This window comes from Oscillospiraceae bacterium, from assembly GCA_025758045.1.
In the GTDB taxonomy this organism is placed as follows: Bacteria; Bacillota; Clostridia; order Oscillospirales; family Ruminococcaceae; genus Gemmiger.
In genome coordinates, this window is the sequence record CP107208.1 from 1,038,940 (window position 1) to 1,056,986 (window position 18,047).

General features: G+C 51.9%; 18 protein-coding genes and 1 tRNA gene. 15 read left to right on the forward strand and 4 right to left on the reverse strand.

The features are described 5' to 3' along the window. The first annotated feature begins 16 nt into the window (after positions 1-16). The 11 genes from OGM81_04935 to OGM81_04985 are packed head-to-tail and all read left to right on the forward strand — an operon-like array spanning position 17 to position 12,859. Positions 17-553, forward strand: a complete 537-nt coding sequence (locus OGM81_04935; GenBank protein ID UYJ44483.1) for a hypothetical protein — start codon at positions 17-19, stop codon at positions 551-553. A gap of 1 nt (position 554) precedes the next feature. Next, the gene (locus OGM81_04940) at positions 555-1,001 is read left to right on the forward strand and encodes a hypothetical protein (GenBank protein ID UYJ44484.1); all 447 of its coding nucleotides are present in this window, start codon (positions 555-557) and stop codon (positions 999-1,001) included. Positions 1,002-1,018: 17 nt separating this feature from the next. After that, on the forward strand, positions 1,019-2,122 hold the full coding sequence (locus OGM81_04945) for an ATP-binding cassette domain-containing protein (GenBank protein ID UYJ44485.1): 1,104 nt from the start codon (positions 1,019-1,021) through the stop codon (positions 2,120-2,122). Beyond that, positions 2,115-2,540, forward strand: coding sequence for a hypothetical protein (locus tag OGM81_04950; GenBank protein UYJ44486.1), 426 nt, complete (start codon positions 2,115-2,117; stop codon positions 2,538-2,540). The genes OGM81_04945 and OGM81_04950 overlap by 8 nt, the downstream gene beginning before the upstream one ends. Positions 2,541-2,546: 6 nt before the next feature. Further along, a complete protein-coding gene (locus OGM81_04955; GenBank protein UYJ44487.1) occupies positions 2,547-3,062 on the forward strand; it encodes a hypothetical protein in 516 nt (171 codons plus the stop codon). A gap of 16 nt (positions 3,063-3,078) precedes the next feature. Next, positions 3,079-5,055, forward strand: coding sequence for a DUF4962 domain-containing protein (locus OGM81_04960; GenBank protein UYJ44488.1), 1,977 nt, complete (start codon positions 3,079-3,081; stop codon positions 5,053-5,055). A gap of 28 nt (positions 5,056-5,083) precedes the next feature. Continuing rightward, positions 5,084-6,970 (forward strand): heparinase II/III-family protein, encoded by a 1,887-nt coding sequence (locus OGM81_04965; protein UYJ44489.1) that lies wholly within the window; start codon positions 5,084-5,086, stop codon positions 6,968-6,970. A gap of 28 nt (positions 6,971-6,998) precedes the next feature. Continuing rightward, positions 6,999-7,736: an SDR family oxidoreductase gene (locus OGM81_04970; protein UYJ44490.1), complete on the forward strand. Its 738-nt coding sequence runs from the start codon at positions 6,999-7,001 to the stop codon at positions 7,734-7,736. 29 nt (positions 7,737-7,765) lie between these two features. Beyond that, complete coding sequence (locus OGM81_04975; GenBank protein ID UYJ44491.1) at positions 7,766-8,086, forward strand: cupin domain-containing protein; 321 nt, start codon at positions 7,766-7,768, stop codon at positions 8,084-8,086. Positions 8,087-8,129: 43 nt separating this feature from the next. Then, a complete protein-coding gene (locus OGM81_04980) occupies positions 8,130-8,867 on the forward strand; it encodes an SDR family oxidoreductase (GenBank protein ID UYJ44492.1) in 738 nt (245 codons plus the stop codon). A 26-nt stretch (positions 8,868-8,893) separates the two neighbouring features. Then, positions 8,894-12,859: a polysaccharide lyase family 7 protein gene (locus OGM81_04985; protein ID UYJ44493.1), complete on the forward strand. Its 3,966-nt coding sequence runs from the start codon at positions 8,894-8,896 to the stop codon at positions 12,857-12,859. Between the two features lie 339 nt (positions 12,860-13,198). Here the strand turns inward: OGM81_04985 and OGM81_04990 are convergent, their stop codons facing one another. Together OGM81_04990 and OGM81_04995 are read right to left on the reverse strand one after the other, a co-directional pair. Beyond that, a complete protein-coding gene (locus tag OGM81_04990) occupies positions 13,199-13,459 on the reverse strand; it encodes a hypothetical protein (protein UYJ44494.1) in 261 nt (86 codons plus the stop codon). Continuing rightward, entirely contained in the window at positions 13,456-13,803 is a 348-nt protein-coding gene (locus OGM81_04995; GenBank protein ID UYJ44495.1) for a transposase, read from the reverse strand. The genes OGM81_04990 and OGM81_04995 overlap by 4 nt, the downstream gene beginning before the upstream one ends. A gap of 175 nt (positions 13,804-13,978) precedes the next feature. On the opposite strand from OGM81_04995, the gene OGM81_05000 reads away from it, so the two are divergent. From OGM81_05000 to OGM81_05015, 4 genes are all read left to right on the forward strand, one after another. After that, positions 13,979-14,404, forward strand: a complete 426-nt coding sequence (locus OGM81_05000; GenBank protein ID UYJ44496.1) for a sigma-70 family RNA polymerase sigma factor — start codon at positions 13,979-13,981, stop codon at positions 14,402-14,404. A 1-nt stretch (position 14,405) separates the two neighbouring features. Then, on the forward strand, positions 14,406-14,591 hold the full coding sequence (locus OGM81_05005) for a helix-turn-helix domain-containing protein (GenBank protein ID UYJ44497.1): 186 nt from the start codon (positions 14,406-14,408) through the stop codon (positions 14,589-14,591). Between the two features lie 535 nt (positions 14,592-15,126). Then, a complete protein-coding gene (locus OGM81_05010; protein UYJ44498.1) occupies positions 15,127-15,456 on the forward strand; it encodes a helix-turn-helix domain-containing protein in 330 nt (109 codons plus the stop codon). Between the two features lie 77 nt (positions 15,457-15,533). Next, entirely contained in the window at positions 15,534-16,715 is a 1,182-nt protein-coding gene (locus tag OGM81_05015; GenBank protein ID UYJ44499.1) for a site-specific integrase, read from the forward strand. Between the two features lie 127 nt (positions 16,716-16,842). On the opposite strand, the gene OGM81_05020 is transcribed toward OGM81_05015, so the two are convergent. Both OGM81_05020 and OGM81_05025 read right to left on the reverse strand, forming a co-directional pair. Then, positions 16,843-16,934 (reverse strand) — tRNA-Ser (locus OGM81_05020). A gap of 482 nt (positions 16,935-17,416) precedes the next feature. Further along, entirely contained in the window at positions 17,417-17,935 is a 519-nt protein-coding gene (locus tag OGM81_05025) for a hypothetical protein (protein UYJ44500.1), read from the reverse strand. Positions 17,936-18,047: the final 112 nt, after the last annotated feature.

Sequence of the window (18,047 nt, forward strand, 5' to 3'; positions counted from 1 at the left end):
AATGGAGGGCTTGACTATGAAAAAAATATTTCGGGGACAGGTTATTCTGTCGGCCGTATACACAGTGACGGCCGTTGTGGTATTCCTGTACACCTTGGTATTCATGACCGAATACAACGACCTGTTTGGACTGAAAATGCCTCAAAACAAACAAATCGCCCAGTTTTACGAGGTGATCCTGCAGGGATTCAACCGGCAGATCCTGGTGTGGGCCATTGTGGGAATTATCGGTATTTTGATGATTGTTCTTTTGGAGATCCGCACAGCTGTGCCGGACCGCTTTGCGGCTGCTGTGATGACGGTGTATATGGGCTGCTGCTGCTTTGGCGCCGTGAACGCCATTCGCAACATTCTCGCCATCTGGGCGTATTACAAGGGACTGGATTTTCAGTATCTGTACGCTGACGGAATCACCGGGTATGAACTCAAATTTACTACGTTTCAGGTGGGTATCGGGATATATAGTGTGCAGATTATTGTCTGCGTAGCTTTTGCGGCGGTGCTGCTGCTCAGCCATATCCGATACAAAAAACTGCAGAAGGGAGGCGCCTGATATGAAGCCGGATATTTCGGAAAAAGAGAAAAAGGTATATGTTACCCTCTATAAAAAGGATGCGCCTTCCTACGCCATGATCTTGCTGGCCACCCTGTTGGAATTTGTGTATGTGGTGAGTATTCTGGACGTGATGCCGGTTACCTTTATGATGGGCGTTGCGGTGATCGTGAACATTTTCCTTTTGTTCTTGCTGTTTACCTGTGCGGTGAAGGTGAATGTGTACGAAATACCTTGGGCAGCAGTTAGTCTGATTGTGGGCGGTTATATGCTGCTTCGTCAGTTTGTGCTGGTACCCTTTGTGCTACAGCCTTATGACCGTGAGCAGATCATCCTGGTCGCCAACCTAGCGGGAGCGGCTTTGTTGTTTGCTGCTGGTGGCAACAGCCTGCGCAAAAGCTCCAAACGACGCCGGCTGCAGAAGCAGCTGGCACATCCGAACCAGTAAATGATGGAGGCATACAGATGGGAAAAATACAGTTTCAGAATGTAAACAAGGTGTATCCCAATGGGTTTCATGCCATCCATGATTTCAATCTGGATGTGGATGACGGCGAGTTTATCGTCTTTGTGGGACCATCCGGCTGTGGAAAATCCACCGTTCTGCGCATGCTGGCGGGCCTGGAGGAGATCACCTCCGGCAAGCTGCTGTTGGACGGCAAGGTGATCAACAACCGTCCTCCAGTGGAGCGGGATATTGCCATCGTATTTCAGGATTACGCGCTGTACGGCAATTTGTCGGTGTACGACAATGTGGGTATCAGCATGAAGGTGCAGCACCAGAAGGACACGGCCATCTATGACAAGGTCCAACAGGCGGCGGCAACGGTGGATATCCAGCAATATCTCAACCGGCTGCCGGGGCAGCTTTCTGGTGGACAGAAACAGCGGGTGGCTCTGGCACGTTCCATCATTCGTCATCCCAAGGCATTCCTGATGGATGAGCCGCTGTCCAATCTGGATGCAAAACTGCGCAACAGCACCCGCATCGAGATCGTAAAGCTGCAGAGAAGCCTAAAGGTGACTACTATTTACGTCACACATGACCAGACCGAGGCCATGACCATGGCTGACCGTATGGTGGTGATGAAGGAAGGTGTGGTGCAGCAGGTGGGTACGCCCCGGGAAATTTACGGACTGCCGGTGAATATGTTTGTGGCGGGATTTATCGGCTCGCCCCAGATCAATTTTATCCGCGGCAAGTTGGAAGGGGAAACCTTCGTGTGCGGTGAAAATCGGTTGCGTCTCGCCCCTTGGGCAGCCCACAAGCTGGAGGCCTGGAGCTCCAAGGAAGTGATCCTGGGTTTACATCCCGAGGTGTTCAGCCTTGCAGAAGAGGCCGGCGATGGTACTTTCAAGGCGGATTTTGTGGCTAAAGAATTTATGGGCAGCCATCTCATCATCCACGCGCAGATTCAGCAGCAGGATGTACAGTGCCGTATCGACGATACATCGGCCTGCTTTGGCGGCCGGCTGTATCTCAAGCCGGATATGTCCCGGGCGCATTTCTTCGATGCCGAAACGGGCGAAGCGATCTTACATATGGAAGCAGGTGACGACCATGCGTGAACTGAAAGAAAACATCCATATCCAGACAGTGGCCAAACTGCTCATTGCAGTGGCAGCGATTGCGCATCTGATTTTCACCTATGTGCACACCAGCGCTCTGCTGCTGCTGGAAAATCAGATATGCGGATTCATCATGTTTCTGTTTGTGCTGTTGGGGTTGGTTACTCTGTTTGAATCCACCCAAGTGCATGTGAGCCGTTCCTTTGCGGGATACGCTACTATCGCTCTGTGTGCGGCCACTGTGGGCATGGGGGCAGACTTGGTATCTATTTATCAAACAGCTATCCGTACCCAAAATTCGCTGGAACCAGCCATGGTATACAAGGCAGTATGGTTTAGCCTGGCACTTATGGCTATGTTCGCTCTGTCCGGTGTTCTGCTTTTGATCGACACATGCAGAAAGCATACGGAAAGGTAAGGAAAAATGGATAAAAAGCATACTCGTCGCAAAAAAATCTCAGACAATGCCAAAGCCACGCTGCTGCGCTGGTGGATTGTGGGCATGTGCTATTTTATGATTGGCTTCGGTACCCAGGCAGGGGGATACACCAGTCCCATCGACCTGATCTTTTTCCTGGGAGTGGGTATCGGCCTTGTTACCATTGTGGTGTACAATCCCATCGCGTACAATGTATTTGACATCGTGCGGGGCGGTGAGATTGTAAACCACAGGTACCGCAACAAAAAGGGCTGGCAGCGGGCTTTGCAGACACTGGGCGACTTGGGGTTGAGTATGCTGGTGGTGATTTTGGTATATCTCAGCTACCAAAATATCAACCTGTTTCTAGTCGGTTTGCTAGGGCTGTCCCCAGAAACGGTGGTGGTGGCTGGCGAACCCTTCGGATTTGCCACCCTTTATACTCTGTTTTACAGTGCCATCACCGGCCTGACAGACAAACTGCGGGCGATCCGCACCGGTTCTGCTGCGGTATGTAAGTAAAAAGAAGGTGAATCGATTGATATTTATCGGTGATTTGAAACCCTATTGCCTGCAGCTGGATACCAGTCGTGCTATGCAGTACAAGCGTCTGCTGGAACAGGCCGACCGATACAAGCAGATGGAGCTGCCTCTGGAACATCCTAAGGAAAGCACAACATATATGGGCATTGCAATTGCTAACCTGGCCCTGGCCTACCGACTCAGCGGCAGCGAACAGTATCTGCAGGATGCCAAGCGGTTTATGAACACGGTGCTGTCCTATGAAAAATGGGGAAATGCCCATCTGGTAAATGTAGATTTATCCGCGTCCTGGATATTGTTTGGCCTTTCTCTGGGGTACGACTGGTTGAAGCCCTATCTTTCCGAAGAGGAAAAGCAGCGGATCTTCTGTAAGATCCGTCACCATGCTAAGGTGATGTTCGACTATCGCCGTGATACCTACGGCAGCGGTTGGTCCACCAACTTTTACCAGAACCACAACTGGATCAACATGACGGGACTGGCTGCCGCCGGCTATGCCATGCAGGGACAGGCTGAGGAAGCCGATACATATATAAAGGAAGCCAAAGAGGACTTTGCCCGGGTGTTTGACTTGATGGCAGAGGACGGTTCCAACTACGAGGGCGTCACCTATTGGCGCTACGGCGGCATGTGGCTGTTTGTCTATGCTCATCTGCTGAAGGTGCAGGAAGGAATCGATTATTTCCAATCCAGCCCCTACTTGAAAAACACCTTTTATTATCGACTGTACCAGTGCAACGGTGATTTTACCCGGCAGATGAACTACGGCGACTGCCACGACCGTTACAGCAGCCATCCGGTCTGTGTTTACTACAAGGTAGCGGCGGAATACCGCAACGGCCATGCCCAGAAGTTGGGAAATATGGTGGTGAAGGAATTCCTTGCTCAGGAAGCTGCCAACAGCAAGGTGAAGCCCGGAATTCTGCCCGAAGCGATTTTCGAGTTTTTGTGGTACGACCCCTCGGTGGAAGAGCGGGAGTTTGACGATTTGCCCCTGGCTCGGTATTTTGAGGATTTGGGTCTGCTGGCTCTGCGCAGCAGTTGGCAGCGGGACGCCCGGGTGTTTTCCATCAAGTGCGGCGCGCCGGGAGGCGCCAAGCAATGGAGGGAAGGCTGGAAGATCCTGCAAGACGAGGGGATCGATCTGTTTTCTTTGTCTCACCATCACCCCGACAATTTGTCCTATATTTTTGCCAGCGGCGGCGAATATTTCACCTGTGAGGACGGTTACAACCGCAATCTGATGCCGGATAACCACAATGTCCTGCTGGTGGATGGTAGATATACCGACGCCCAGGACGTCAACGACGTCTATATGACCAGTGTGGAGCAGCGGCAGAAGGAAGAGGGAAAAGACTTTTCCCCCGAAAGCTACGGCGGTTTTGTTTCCTGCGTTAAGGTAGAGGGAAACCTGGCCGTTTACCGGGGCGAGACGGCAGGGGTGTATCCCCGCCATATGCAGATGCAGGAGGTAAGCCGGGTGCTGGTGACCGACGGTTTGGGCTTCTGGCTGTTTGCGGATATTTTCAACAGCCAAAAGAGCCATATCTATTCGGTCATTTGCAACACCGATCCGCTGCCCTGTCCCCAAGAAAAAGGATACCGGTATCCCATGGAGACAGGAGATATCCGATACCAGGTATTTTCCAGCGCACCGACAGAGACGCGGCAGTATGAACAGCAGGTGGTCAGTGTGATGACCACCCAGGAACAGGACAAGCTGTGCCGCACCTGCATCCATACCCTGTCTACCGATTCCCAGACCCCCCAGACCAGCCAAGTATTCTTTGAGTGTTTTACTTTTGCCGGCAGCGAGGCCAAGGTTTGCTGCCAGCAGGGAATGCTTCACCTGGAATGGAACGGCAACGTATACAAGCTGACGGTGGGGGAATACGATGCCGGCGTTGGCCGCAGTCCGGTGCGTCTGCGGGTGACCAGGGATGGAGCAGAAACGGCGGAGTATTCGCTGTAAACGCTGTGCAGAGAAAGAGGAACCAACTATGAACTATGTAAACGACCGGTTCTGTGAACTGGTACAACTGCCCCGCAACCGTCAGGCGATTCTGGCGATGAAGAAGGACGTAGATGACTTTCTGCCCTCCTTCTGCGATTCGCCCGCCAAGCTGAGCCGATGGGGGCACCACTATTTTTGTGATGACGATGGCGGCAGGCTGATTTTTGATTTGAATTCGCCCCACAGCCACCGGTGTGAGATCTGCGGAAAGGTATATTCCAACGATGTGCAGGATGGCGTGTGGGTCACCTTCTATCGCAACCGGGCTGTGGTTTTGGCTCTGGTTTCGGCTGCGGTATACAAGGCCACCGGTGAGACAAAATACCGGGACTACGCTTTGCAGGTGATCGATTTTTACGCGGCTCATTACCATGAGTTCGTGCTGCACAACAAGGAAAACAAGATTTTTGACAGCTACGAAACCATGAAGTGGGGATGCGGAAAAATGATGCCTCAGGGCCTGAATGAGGCCATCGTAGCTATCCGCTTTATCCAGACCATTGAGATTTTGCGCCCTGAACTGGAGCAGGAATGGCTGGAAAATGTGCACCGCAAGCTTTTCCGGGAGATGTTCCGGCTGCTGGCTCCCCAGGCGGTGGAGATCCACAATATCAGCTGCTGGTCGCTGGCTGCCATCGGTGTGATGGGTCTTGCCATGAAGGATCAGGAGATGATCGATTACGCCTTCACCAGCCCCTTTAATATCCGGCGTCAGCTGGCCGAGGGTGTGACTGCCGACGGCTTCTGGTACGAAGGCTCCATCCACTACAACTTCTTTTTGTTGGAGGGCGTTTCTTATCTGTTCCTCTTCAGCAAGATTTACGGGTATGATTTTGGCCAGGAGAGCACAGCGATTTTTGAACGGATGTTTGAGAAAGCCTACGAATACGCCTTTGACAACCTGTATCTGCCCAATCCCAACGACGGTTGGCCCAATTTGAATCTGCGCACATTCAGCTATGTGTATCACACCGCCGCCCGGGCCTTTGGCGAAAAGAGCAAGGTGGGCAATCTGCTAAAAATCATTGAGAACGACCCCAATCCTCGCACCACTCTGCCCCTTTCGGAGCCTTATTACTGCTGCGGGACAGTGTGTCTGGAACAGCTGCTGTTCAACATCGATTTTGATTACAGCGATTACCGGCCGGTGGCCCATGTCTCCAATACATTCCCCACCTCCAACTTTGCCATGCTGCGCAACAACAACTGGAATGTGTTTGTGAAATATGGCCTCAACGGCAAATCTCATGCCCATCCGGATATTATGAACATCGAGGTGATGTATAAAGATCAGCGCATTTCTCGGGATCTTTCCAATGCGGGTTACCAGTCCCGGCTGTGCAACGAGTGGCATCGAAAGACCTTGTCTCATAATACCGTATGCTGGAACGGCCAGGATATCACTTCGGTGCATCCGGGCAAGTGCCTGCACTTTGATGCAGACAGCTTTTCGGGTTTGGCATTGGATGTCTACGAGGGTATTGATTACCAGCGCAACCTGCACATTACCGAGGATTCCCTGGTGGATGAATTCCTGGTCCAGGGTAAGCCAGGGGTATACGATTATGTATTCCATCTGGAACCCCAGCTTCAGCTGGAATGTGAGATGCCGTTGGAGGATGCCAGTCTGGGCTTTTCGGAAAATGGCTACCAGCATGTGGAGGAAACCAAAAAGGTGCTGGTTTTGGGGGATAAAGCAGTTCTCTGGGCTGTCTTTGGCGAACTGCGGATGAAGATAGAACTGCAGCTGGAAAATGGACAGGAGCTGTTCCTCCTTAAAACCAAGGATAATCCTGTCAACCAGACTCGCCGTAGCATTCTTGTGCGGGCGAGGGGAGAAAAGGTACGTTACAGCATGCAGCTTACTGTTTGAAATCAAACCATATGGGAGGCAATTAAGTATGAAAACAGCATTGATTACCGGAGCCACCGGCGGCATCGGCGGCAAAACGGCCGAGGTACTGGGCCAGGCCGGGTATGAGGTGATTGTCACCGGCATCGACGAGGCAGGCCGGGACACGGTGATGAGCAATCTGGAAAGCAAGGGCATCAAGGCACATTTTTATAAATGCGACGCCACCAGCGAGGAGCAGGTGAACGAGACCTTTGCCAAGATCGCCGAGAAGTTTGATCATCTGGATCTGTTAGTGAACAACGTGGGCGGCCTGGGCGGCCGGCAGCGGGTTTCCGAGATGGAGACTGGCTTTATGCGCAAAGTAATGGCGCTGAATTTCGACAGCCTGTTTTTCAACACTCGTGCAGCGCTGCCGCTGCTGAAAAAAGGCACCAACCCCTCCATCATCAACTTCAGCACCATTGCAGTGACCAACGGAGGCGGTATCGGAGCTTCCATCTATGCGGCCTCCAAGGGAGCGGTGCAGAGCTATTCCCGTGCCCTGGCCAAGGACTTGGCCGAGTTCGGCATCCGGGTGAACATGGTTTCCCCCGGCACCATCGATACCCCCTTCCACGCTGCTACCGACCGCAAGCTGGTGGAGAGCTGGAAAGACAGCATCCTGATGAAGCGCCTGGGCGAGCCCCGGGAGGTGGCCGACGTCATCGAGTTCCTGGCTTCGGACAAGGCATCCTTCCTCACCGGTGAGGTGATTCAGATCAACGGCGGACAGGCCTTTATTTAAAATTCTGAAAGAATACAAGGAGAAAAAATATGGTATTGAAATATCAGGATATCCTTCCAACCCATCCGGCGCCGGGCATTACCCGCCGAATTCTGGCTCATGGCGGCCAGATGATGGGGGTGGAGGCAAGCTTTGAAAAAGGCGCGGTGGGCGAGGCTCATCGTCATCCCCACGAACAGGTGAGTTATATTCTGTCCGGCAGCTTTCAGTATGAGGTGGAGGGCAAAACCTATACCCTGCACAAGGGCGACAGCTACTATGTGGCCCCCAATGAGCTCCACGGAGCTACCGCTCTGGAGGATGCCGTGATTCTGGACATCTTCACCCCCCAGCGGGAGGATTTTCTGTAAAAAGTACTTTCAAATTATGCAGACCTAAGGCAAGGAGGACTATATGAAAACAGCATTGATTACCGGAGCCACCGGCGGCATCGGCGGCAAAACGGCCGAGGTACTGGGCCAGGCCGGGTATGAGGTGATTGTCACCGGCATCGACGAGGCAGGCCGGGACACGGTGATGAGCAATCTGGAAAGCAAGGGCATCAAGGCACATTTTTATAAATGCGACGCCACCAGCGAGGAGCAGGTGAACGAGACCTTTGCCAAGATCGCCGAGAAGTTTGATCATCTGGATCTGTTAGTGAACAACGTGGGCGGCCTGGGCGGCCGGCAGCGGGTTTCCGAGATGGAGACTGGCTTTATGCGCAAAGTAATGGCGCTGAATTTCGACAGCCTGTTTTTCAACACTCGTGCAGCGCTGCCGCTGCTGAAAAAAGGCACCAACCCCTCCATCATCAACTTCAGCACCATTGCAGTGACCAACGGAGGCGGTATCGGAGCTTCCATCTATGCGGCCTCCAAGGGAGCGGTGCAGAGCTATTCCCGTGCCCTGGCCAAGGACTTGGCCGAGTTCGGCATCCGGGTGAACATGGTTTCCCCCGGCACCATCGATACTCCCTTCCACGCTGCCACCGACCGCAAGCTGGTGGAGAGCTGGAAAGACAGCATCCTGATGAAGCGCCTGGGCGAGCCCCGGGAGGTGGCCGACGTCATCGAGTTCCTGGCTTCGGACAAGGCATCCTTCCTCACCGGCGAAGTGATCCAGATCAACGGCGGACAGGCCTTTATCTAGAAAAGTATAACAAAGGAGGAGTGTTGGTGAACCTGTATACGAAAATGAAAAAGGCCGCGGGTGCGGTACTGGCCGTGGCCATGGGAATGACCTGCATTCCCACGCCCCTGGCGGTGTATGCCCAGGAGCCGGAGGAGTACACGGTTATTTTGGATGAGAATTTTGAATCCGAACTGAGCGCCGGGGTCAAGCTGAGCGGTGGGGTTTCCGTGGTCGAGATGGATGGAAACCACGTGTTGGAATTCAAGGATACCAGCGACAGCGAAACCAGTAAGGCAAACATTGAAATCGGTAAACAGGCCGGGGAGATTGTGGTGGAGTACAAGCTGTATGTGGTTTCCGATGAGGGAAAGTCCACCATTGCCCTGACGGCGGGTTCCAAGGAGGAAAGCGGCAGCAGCAGCACCTCCAGCGCAGGGGAGTTTTTGCGGTTTAAAACCACCGGCAGCGATTCCCGCACCTACGAGTTCCGGGGAGGGGATTCCCAAAAAACTCCCTCTGTAAAAAATGGAGCTTATCTGTGTGGAAAATGGATCGAACTGAAATCGGTGATCGACACCGCAACAAAGACCTTTGACGTATATGCCGACGGGGAGTTGTTGGGAGAGAATATTGCCATGAGTTGTAAAACAGAAAACATCGTCATGGAAAGTCTGGACAACATTTCCTTTTTGACCGGCAGCATGGATAAGACCCACGCATACATCGACGATGTGCGGGTGAGCCTGAAAACAACGGACAGCGGAGAAGGAGACGGCGACGGTGAAGACGAAAAAACGCCGGGCGAGCTGGGCTGCATTGATTTCGTGGCCGGTGGCTGGAAATTGCAGCTGCCGGTAGAAAGCGATACCAAGCCCGGCTCGGTGCTGGAAAAATCGCCACAGGAACTGGCGGACGGCTACACCAGTGAGTTTTTCTTTGCGGCTACTGACGAAAACGGACAAGACGCCGTGGTGTTCCACTGCCCGGTACAGGGATTCAAAACCGGAAACACCACTTATGCCCGTTCCGAGATGCGGGAAATGCTGGACCCTAAGGACAAAACGGTGAACTGGACCTGGCAGGGCACCCATACCCTTGTGGCCGAGCAGAAGGTCACCCATGTACCGGCCAACGGCAAGGTGATCACCTCCCAGATCCACGGCATCGAGCAGAACGGTGACAACGCCAATCCTCTGGTGAAGGTGCTGTATGCCTACGATAAGGCCAAGGGAACCGGCAGTGTGATTGTGTATCTGAAAAACACCACCGAAAAAACCTCCGCCGATTTTGCTTATGCCTATCCCGAGGTGGCACTGGGCGAAAAATACCGCACCGAGATCCAAGTGGTGGATGGTACTGCCTATGTTACCATCGATACCGATGACAACGAACCTATGACTGTTTCCCACAATTTTGTGGCGGCGGACCCCCTTTGGAAGGATACCTGGTACTATTTCAAGTTGGGCAACTACATCCAGGATTCGGTAGATTCCAGTGAGGAAGCCTATTCCGATGTGTGGGTGTACAGCTCCGGTATTTCCCACAGCGAAACTGTGGAAAAGACCCCGGTGGAAAGCATCCGCATCGACAGCAGTGAAATTCAGCTGCAGCCGGGAGAGCGCACCAGCCTGAGCGTTACGGTGAAGCCCATCAAAGCCTACAACAAAGCGGTGACCTGGGATGTGCTGGAAGGCGCGGATGTTGTGGCCGTGGACGCCAAAGGTTATGTCACGGCCCTGAAGGAAGGTACCGCTGTGGTGCGGGCAACCAGTGTGGACAATTCCATCGCCACTTCTACCTGTCATGTCACGGTGCAGCAGGGGGAAGCCGTACAGGCGGAAAAACTGTACAGCTGTGATTTCGGCCGCGAAAGCGGGCTGGATTTGCATACAGCCTTCAACACTGAGTTTATGCAGGTGATTCCGGAATCGGCCGAGGGTACATCGGTGACCTTGGAGCAGGAATCCGAGGGGAACGTAATCCGGTTCCGGGACAATTCCAACAATGCCACCAGTAAAATTTCCTTTGTATTCCAGCCCCAGACCGACACCACCACGATATCTTTCCGGGTGCGGATCGATGCTTTGGGGGAACACAAGGCGGGAGATCTCACTTTTGGCTGTATGTATGCCGTGGCGGCCGGGTCGGACAGCTGGTATTCCAATACCACCGAGCTGTTCCGTGTCCGCAACGCCGCCAAGGGCGCCTTAGGCAATTTCTCCGATTTGACTTATGTCCTCACCAATGCCTATACCCCTATTTCTCTTAATGCGGACAAGGTGGTGGGCAACTACGGTGATTGGGTGGATGTGACCTACATCATCACCCCGAACAACGGCACCGCCAAGGCCAATACCACCGATGTGTACATGAACGGCTATCTGGTAGGCTCCGGCATTGCCAACCGCAACGCCATTGATTATGTGAACCGACTGGACATCCACAGCGGTACCGGCGATAAGATGGAGTTCAGCATCGACGATGTGAAGGTATACAAGGGCAGCAAGATCCCTGCAGAGGAAAATGTACCTACCCCCCAGAGCCTGCAGCTGCTCTATGTTCCTTCGGTCATGGGACTGCAGGATGCGGTGAAAGCCTATGTGCAGGTAGAGCCGGCAGGCAGCTATGACCAGGTTGGGTACCAAGTGGTATCCGGCAATGCCGTAATCGTGAGCCAGGATGGCTATATCACCGCCGTCCGGGAAGGTAAAGCGGTGGTTCGGGCTTACAGCCTGCGGGACGAGAAAGTGTTTGACGAAGCCGCCATCGAGGTGCGCGCCGAACAGGACATGGTCCGGGCTGAGTCTATGCAGCTGAAGCAGACGGCCATGAACCTCAGTCGGGGTAAAACCGCCGCCATCGAAGCTGAGGTATTGCCCGAAACCGCTTCGGAAAAAGGGGTGCGGTACGCCATCGTTTCCGGCCCTGAAATTGTCACCCTGCACCACGATGGCACCGTGACCGGCAAAGCGGTGGGCACCGCCAAGATCAGTGTCACCAGCCTGGATAACCCGGAACTGGTGCGCTATGTCACCGTTTCTGTCACCGCTGATTTTGAGCCCGGCCAGGTGATTTATCAGGATTCCTTTGATGGAAGTACACTGGACAGCAGCCATTGGTCGGTGTCCCTTGCCAAGGCCTATACCGCGGTGGATGTGAAGGACGGTGTAATGACGGTGGAGGACGGCAACGGTGCGGCGCAGCCCAAGGCGGTGCTCTCCTTTGATCCCGTGTCCGGTACATTTTCTATGCAGTTCCGCATTAAGGTGGAAAATGAGGCGGAAATCCAGGGCGGTGTTGCCGATACCAAGTACGAGAATCTCCGCATTGCTTTTGGAAACGGTACGATTACTTCCACCAGCAACGAAGCCTTCTGCATCCGCTCCAATGGCACGAATTTCACCTACAATGTCAGCGGCAGCAGTTACAGTCCCTTGACCGGCGAATACCATGTATCCGATTGGAACACCATAACCCTGGTGACCCATGTAAATGCCGACGGAACGGATACCACGGATGTATATGTGAACGGCCAGCTGCTGTTGCAGAATGCACAAAACAAGGTGGATTTTTCGGTGATCGATAAAATGTGTTTTGCGGCAGATACCGCCAAATACGCAAAATATTCCATCGACGATCTTGTGATCTGGGCAGGGGATTATGACGATGCTCCCACGGAGGAAGAAAAACCCACAGACCCGGATGACAGCAGTTCGAACAGTTCTGGAAGTTCCAGCTCCGACAATTCTGCCAGTTCGGATACTTCTAGCAGTTCCGGTAGTTCGGACAGCGGTAGCGGACAAAATCCGGATGCCTCGGACAAGCCCCGGCCCGACCGTGGACAGAGTGCATCTTCGCAGCAGCCCTCTGCGGGCAGCAGTACGCCGCAGACCGGTGATGCCGGGGAACCTGCGCTGTGGGGTGTGGTGATGCTGCTGAGCTTTGCAGCACTGGCCGTAACAGGTGTGATTGCAAAAAGAAAAGAAGGCCAAAGCAAGTCCGATAGATAAACGGGTTCTTGCTGTATAAGGAAATACCCAAAATAGCAGATACAAAAAACGGATGTTTTACCAGCCATAGGTTTGCCACAAGCAGCCTATGGCTGTTTTTTTCTGGATTGCTTTGTAATGAAATCAAGACTGTTTTGATCCGAAAGCTAAAAGCAGATTTATCCCACATACAGACTATCGGAAAAGTTGAAGGATGATTGTATATAATCGAGTAGGAGGCTCTCTCAACTCTAAAGAGCCGACCTCTCACACCACCGTGCGTACCGACCGGTACACGGCGGTTCAACCACATGATTTTGTCAAGATTAGTTGACACATTTTCCTCAAGGATTCTGTACTTTATGCCGCTTCTTTCAGTGAATCATAGTATTGCTGTCGTTTGACTATAGGGGGGAGCCCTCCATTGGCCGAGCAGATTCTTCGGTTATTCCAGTAGCTTATCTCCTTCATGGCATCCGCCAGTGGCTGATATTTCCATGGGCGGTCTTTGTTTGCAAGATACTGGTAAAATCCCTGTCTGCTGACATGAAGGATCCTGCAGAAAAAGGCGATATCCCCTTTTAATTCGCCGTCTTTCGTTTTTAATGCAATAAACTTCATTCTTTCGTTTTTGCTGACTTCAGACGGCTCGCGGCGAAAAAAGCGCTGGCTTCCTCCAGAAAGTCGTTTTCTTTCTTCAAACGTCGGTTTTCTTTCTCCAGTTCCTTTACCTGCTGGCGAAGCTTTAGGAGTTCCTCGTTAAGCGTCATAGCGCTTTGTGGGGTCTGTGAGCCAGCTCCAAGGTCAAGAGTGCCAAGACGGTTAGCCCGTACCCAGCTATACATGGTGTTCTTGGGGATCCCCTGTTCTTTGGCGGCCTTAGCTTGTCCGATTTCTTTGGCAAGTTTCACTGCCTGTACTTTGTATTCGTGGTCATATTGTCTGTTTTCTGCCGTTTTATTCACTCCTTATTCTCTTGATTATATCTCAAATCCTTGAAAATAGGGTGTCAAATTTTATTTATACCACATCATGCTTTTTTGTTACTTTATTGTTTTGGCGGCAGAGGACCGCCGTTTTCTGCCCGCGCCCCTCCGAGTTTTGAGGTCTATTCAATGAAACTCAAAATTCAGGAGGTTTATGATGGCAAAGAAAAAAGATTTCTACAATCAATCAATTTCTGGTGAGGATGTCGAACTGCTAGCACAATTCACCGGAAAACTGGACAAGGTTCTGCACAACAAGAGAGTTTCATATCTGCGGAAGAAGAACCAGAAGGAGACGAAGGAAGTTTCCTTTGAAGCAAATGCCTCTTACTTAGAGGGTGTATCCTGCAGAATTGAGGTATCTGTTGAAGAGTGCGTTGAAGAAAAGCTGATGTTGGAAGAGACTGACAAACATCTGCAGAATCTTCCTGTTAGAGAGTATGCGGTTATCACATGCCTCTACATCAACGAGATGAGCGTAAAGGAGACTGCCAAGGAGTTGGGCATCAAGCCCAACACGGTCAGCACGCATAAGAAAAATGCAACTGCACGGATTCGCAAAAAGATGGAGGACAAGTAATATGGGAATGTTTAAGAATATTCTGGTAAGGGCACACCATGGTGACAAAGAGGCCGTGGACAAACTCTATGAGCAGTATAAACCCCTGCTGCGGAAGTACAGCTTCGTGAACGGAGTTTTTGATGAGGATTTGCATCATATCCTTGTGATTGCATTTCTCGAAATGATTCGGACATTCAAGGTCTAATCTTTTCCTGACAAAAAGGATGCCGAACCCCATTGTTCCGCGTCCTTTTTGCTATAGGTTGTTCAACAACTCTCAAACAAGTTGTTTCGATTCTGTGCGCCGAAAATAAGTTTAGAAAAAATGCAAATTTTTTCTCGAATTTTGGCACCCTTTTGCGAGTATACAGTATAGAGGGACAAAATAAGCCCTCTTTCCCCCTTGGCACCTTGGCAACCGAATATCCGAATCACCGGCTACATACAACTGACCTTGCCGCAACCCAAGGAGCGTCGGCAGGTGCGTCCCGACTCTGACGCGATGAGGCTGCCTAACCGCAGCGGAGCGCCCCCAGAGGCGGGAGAGGTGGCGTGGAACACATACCTCAAGCGAAGGGTCAGCAATCATGATACACACCGTGGCGATGCTCTCAAGGCGTCGGCGGTACTGCCAACAATGTGGTACAGGAAGTGGGAGCTGTTTCCAGCAGCCGGGTCGGTGGTTCGCCCTTATATCCGGGAAGTAGTGTCGAATAGGGTATAAAATTTGATTCCAGATTATGGCGGCCACAAGTTTTCAACAAGTGACCGCCATGCTTGTGGAATTAAATCCGCAAATTTTCAAAAAAGAGGTGTTTTGTATAAGCAGCAAAGGATTTAACCAGCGCGATGCCTACCGTGTGATGCTGCGCAAGTATCCCGATGTGATGAACATTGAGCAGATGTGCGATGCCCTGCGAATCAGCACCAAAACGGGGTACAAGCTGCTGCACGAAGGCAAAATCCCGGCGATGAAAATCGGGCGCTCGTATCGCATCCCCAAAGCCCACCTGTTTATGTACCTTCAAATTTGCGGTCAACACTGTCGAGCAGAGAATCGACAGTGTTGATTGTTTTGCGCCGATGCGTTATGCTGTTCTTGTCAACAGCAGATCAGGGGCGACCCAAACCGAAGGAGGTATTTTTTATGGTCGCAGGGCATCTGCAAGAAAAAAATGGTATCTACTATGTGGTACTGACCTACAAAACTTATGACGGCAAACGCAAAACCAAATGGCAATCCACGGGCTTGCCCATCAAGGGCAACAAGCGGCGCGCCGAGGCGATGATGCGTGAGCTGCAAGACGACTTTGAGCCACCCGTTGACCCCAAAGGTCCGCCCAGCAAAGCTATGCTGTTTGCGGATTATCTGGTGCAATGGCTGGAAATCGCAAAGTCAACCGTCAAGCTGACAACCTACGCCAGCTACAAAGAACTGTCGAACAGCAGGATCATTCCTTACTTTAGAAATCTCGGCGTTACGCTGGGCGACCTGAAAGCGGTTCATATCCAAGCATTTTATCAGGAACAGTTGGAGCGTGTGAAGCCCAATACGGTCATTCACTATCATGCGGTTATCCACCGCGCCTTGAAATACGCAGTGAAAACAGACCTGATCGATGTGAACCCTGCCGACAAGGTAGACCGCCCAAAGAAAAACGAATTTACCGGGAACTTTTACAGCAAGGACGAAATGAACGCGCTGTTCGACGCTGTGCGCGGCAGTAAAATTGAGGTGGCAGTTATGTTGACCGCCTTTTATGGTCTGCGCCGCAGCGAGGTTGTAGGGCTGAAATGGGCTGCTGTGGACTTTGAGCAGAACACGATTGAAATCTGCCACACGGTCACAACGGTTCGGCTGGATGGAAAAGAAGTTCTTGTAGAATCCAATGGCACAAAAACCAAATCCAGCAAGCGCACCTTGCCGCTTGTACCGGTTTTCCGGGAACGGCTGCTGACCTTGCAGGAGGAACAGAAAGAAAACCGCAAGCTGTGCGGTAGGTGCTACAACAAAAAATACGCAGACTACATCTGCGTAGACGCAATGGGCAATCTGCTCAAGCCGGATTATCTCTCCAATTCGTTCCAGATTATCTTGCAAAATTATCATCTGCGGCGCATCCGCTTTCACGATTTGCGCCACTCTTGCGCCAGTTTGCTTTTGGCAAACGGTGTCCCGATGAAGATGATTCAGGAGTGGCTGGGACACAGCGATTTCTCTACCACCGCGAATATTTATTCGCATTTGGACTACGCTTCCAAGGTTTCTTCGGCAGAAGCGATGCTGAACGGGCTTGGAATGGGTTCAAATCCGGGAAATGACACTTAAAAAAATGTGATTTCTCTCCAAAACAGGGCGTTTTCTCTCCTGTAATGAAATTGCCAAACTCAAAAATTCCGTTTTTTGCATAAAAAAACGGTACAAAGCGCTCAAAAAAGCACGTTGTACCGTTGATTGGCGGAGCATCAGAGATTTGAACTCTGGCGGCGCTACAAACGCCCTATCGCATTTCGAGTGCGACCCCTTCGACCTCTTGGGTAATGCTCCCTATAGTAATCCCCCAAAATCTTCTCCGGAAAAAGGAGAGAAAAGTAGGAGAGAACAGCAAATATTTAATTGTAGAAAACAGTGTATTTTTGACGATGGGTCGTTAGAAAATCAATGACAACTTCCAAAATGCCTGCTTGATTTCGAGTCAATCTCGTTACGACCGCTTCGATACGTCTGCCTATTTAATTTTTACCGCACCGCCCCGCATAGCGTTTGGAAAAACGCGAGATTTCGATGCAAGATAACGATGAAAGGTTGGGTACGCGACACCCGATAAAGCTCGCCGTTATGAGATTTCCTGCGGACAAGGTGACCTGTTGGATGCAAACTTTCGAATCAATCTCGTTACGACTGCTTCGATACGTCTGCTTATTTGGTTTTGCTGCATGCTACATGGGCAATATGGTTTGCGCCTTATTACATCTTACACACAGCCACATAGCGCATTATAGTATACCAAACTTATCCCCTTTTGTCAATCAGAACAGCCGCTGCTTCTGCGTCGGGGTGGGGTCAAAGGGGGAATCCTCGTGGTGGCGGCGGATGAAGACCTGGCGGGTCTTTTCGGTGATGGACCGGCCGTTGTGCTTGGGCACCGTGTAGAACGTGCGGCTGATGTTATAGTATCCCCGCAGGTGCTGCACCAAAAACTGCGCCACAGCGGGCAGGCAGTCGGTGTCGTCGATGTCCTCATAATTATAGTCGCCGTACAAAAAGGTCACTTCGTCGCTGCCGGCGTGGAGAGTAATGCCTTTTTCATCCAGCACTACCTCGCTGATGACGCTTTGCAGCAACCCAGCGGTGCCGTTTTCGGCGGCCAGTTTGGCGGCGCGGGGGCGCTGCTCCAGCGGGACGCTTTGGGGGTCCAGCTTCTCGGTGCCGCGCTGGCCCACTTCCAGCAGGATGTCCCGCATCATACGGCTTTCCAGCAGGGGCTTGATGCGCTCCTTGGCGCGTGCCTGTTCTGTTTTATTTTGAATGGTAGAAATCAAACCCATGCCGCTGCGGCCTCCCAAACCAATTTCGATACACGGTTAGTATATCATATAATACGACTAACTGCCAGCTTTTTTTGCGCCCGGCGCCGAAATTTGCCATTTTACCGGGTAG

Excerpts from the sequence above, each read along its gene's own strand:
- OGM81_04935 (UYJ44483.1), top strand. The coding sequence starts at position 17 with ATGAAAAAAATATTTCGGGGACAGGTTATTCTGTCGGCCGTATACACA.
- OGM81_04940 (UYJ44484.1), top strand. The coding sequence starts at position 555 with ATGAAGCCGGATATTTCGGAAAAAGAGAAAAAGGTATATGTTACCCTC.
- OGM81_04945 (UYJ44485.1), top strand. The coding sequence starts at position 1,019 with ATGGGAAAAATACAGTTTCAGAATGTAAACAAGGTGTATCCCAATGGG.
- OGM81_04950 (UYJ44486.1), top strand. The coding sequence starts at position 2,115 with ATGCGTGAACTGAAAGAAAACATCCATATCCAGACAGTGGCCAAACTG.
- OGM81_04955 (UYJ44487.1), top strand. The coding sequence starts at position 2,547 with ATGGATAAAAAGCATACTCGTCGCAAAAAAATCTCAGACAATGCCAAA.
- OGM81_04965 (UYJ44489.1), top strand. The coding sequence starts at position 5,084 with ATGAACTATGTAAACGACCGGTTCTGTGAACTGGTACAACTGCCCCGC.
- OGM81_04970 (UYJ44490.1), top strand. The coding sequence starts at position 6,999 with ATGAAAACAGCATTGATTACCGGAGCCACCGGCGGCATCGGCGGCAAA.
- OGM81_04975 (UYJ44491.1), top strand. The coding sequence starts at position 7,766 with ATGGTATTGAAATATCAGGATATCCTTCCAACCCATCCGGCGCCGGGC.
- OGM81_04980 (UYJ44492.1), top strand. The coding sequence starts at position 8,130 with ATGAAAACAGCATTGATTACCGGAGCCACCGGCGGCATCGGCGGCAAA.
- OGM81_04990 (UYJ44494.1), bottom strand. The coding sequence starts at position 13,459 with ATGAAGTTTATTGCATTAAAAACGAAAGACGGCGAATTAAAAGGGGAT.
- OGM81_05000 (UYJ44496.1), top strand. The coding sequence starts at position 13,979 with ATGATGGCAAAGAAAAAAGATTTCTACAATCAATCAATTTCTGGTGAG.
- OGM81_05005 (UYJ44497.1), top strand. The coding sequence starts at position 14,406 with ATGGGAATGTTTAAGAATATTCTGGTAAGGGCACACCATGGTGACAAA.
- OGM81_05010 (UYJ44498.1), top strand. The coding sequence starts at position 15,127 with ATGGCGGCCACAAGTTTTCAACAAGTGACCGCCATGCTTGTGGAATTA.
- OGM81_05015 (UYJ44499.1), top strand. The coding sequence starts at position 15,534 with ATGGTCGCAGGGCATCTGCAAGAAAAAAATGGTATCTACTATGTGGTA.
- OGM81_05025 (UYJ44500.1), bottom strand. The coding sequence starts at position 17,935 with ATGGGTTTGATTTCTACCATTCAAAATAAAACAGAACAGGCACGCGCC.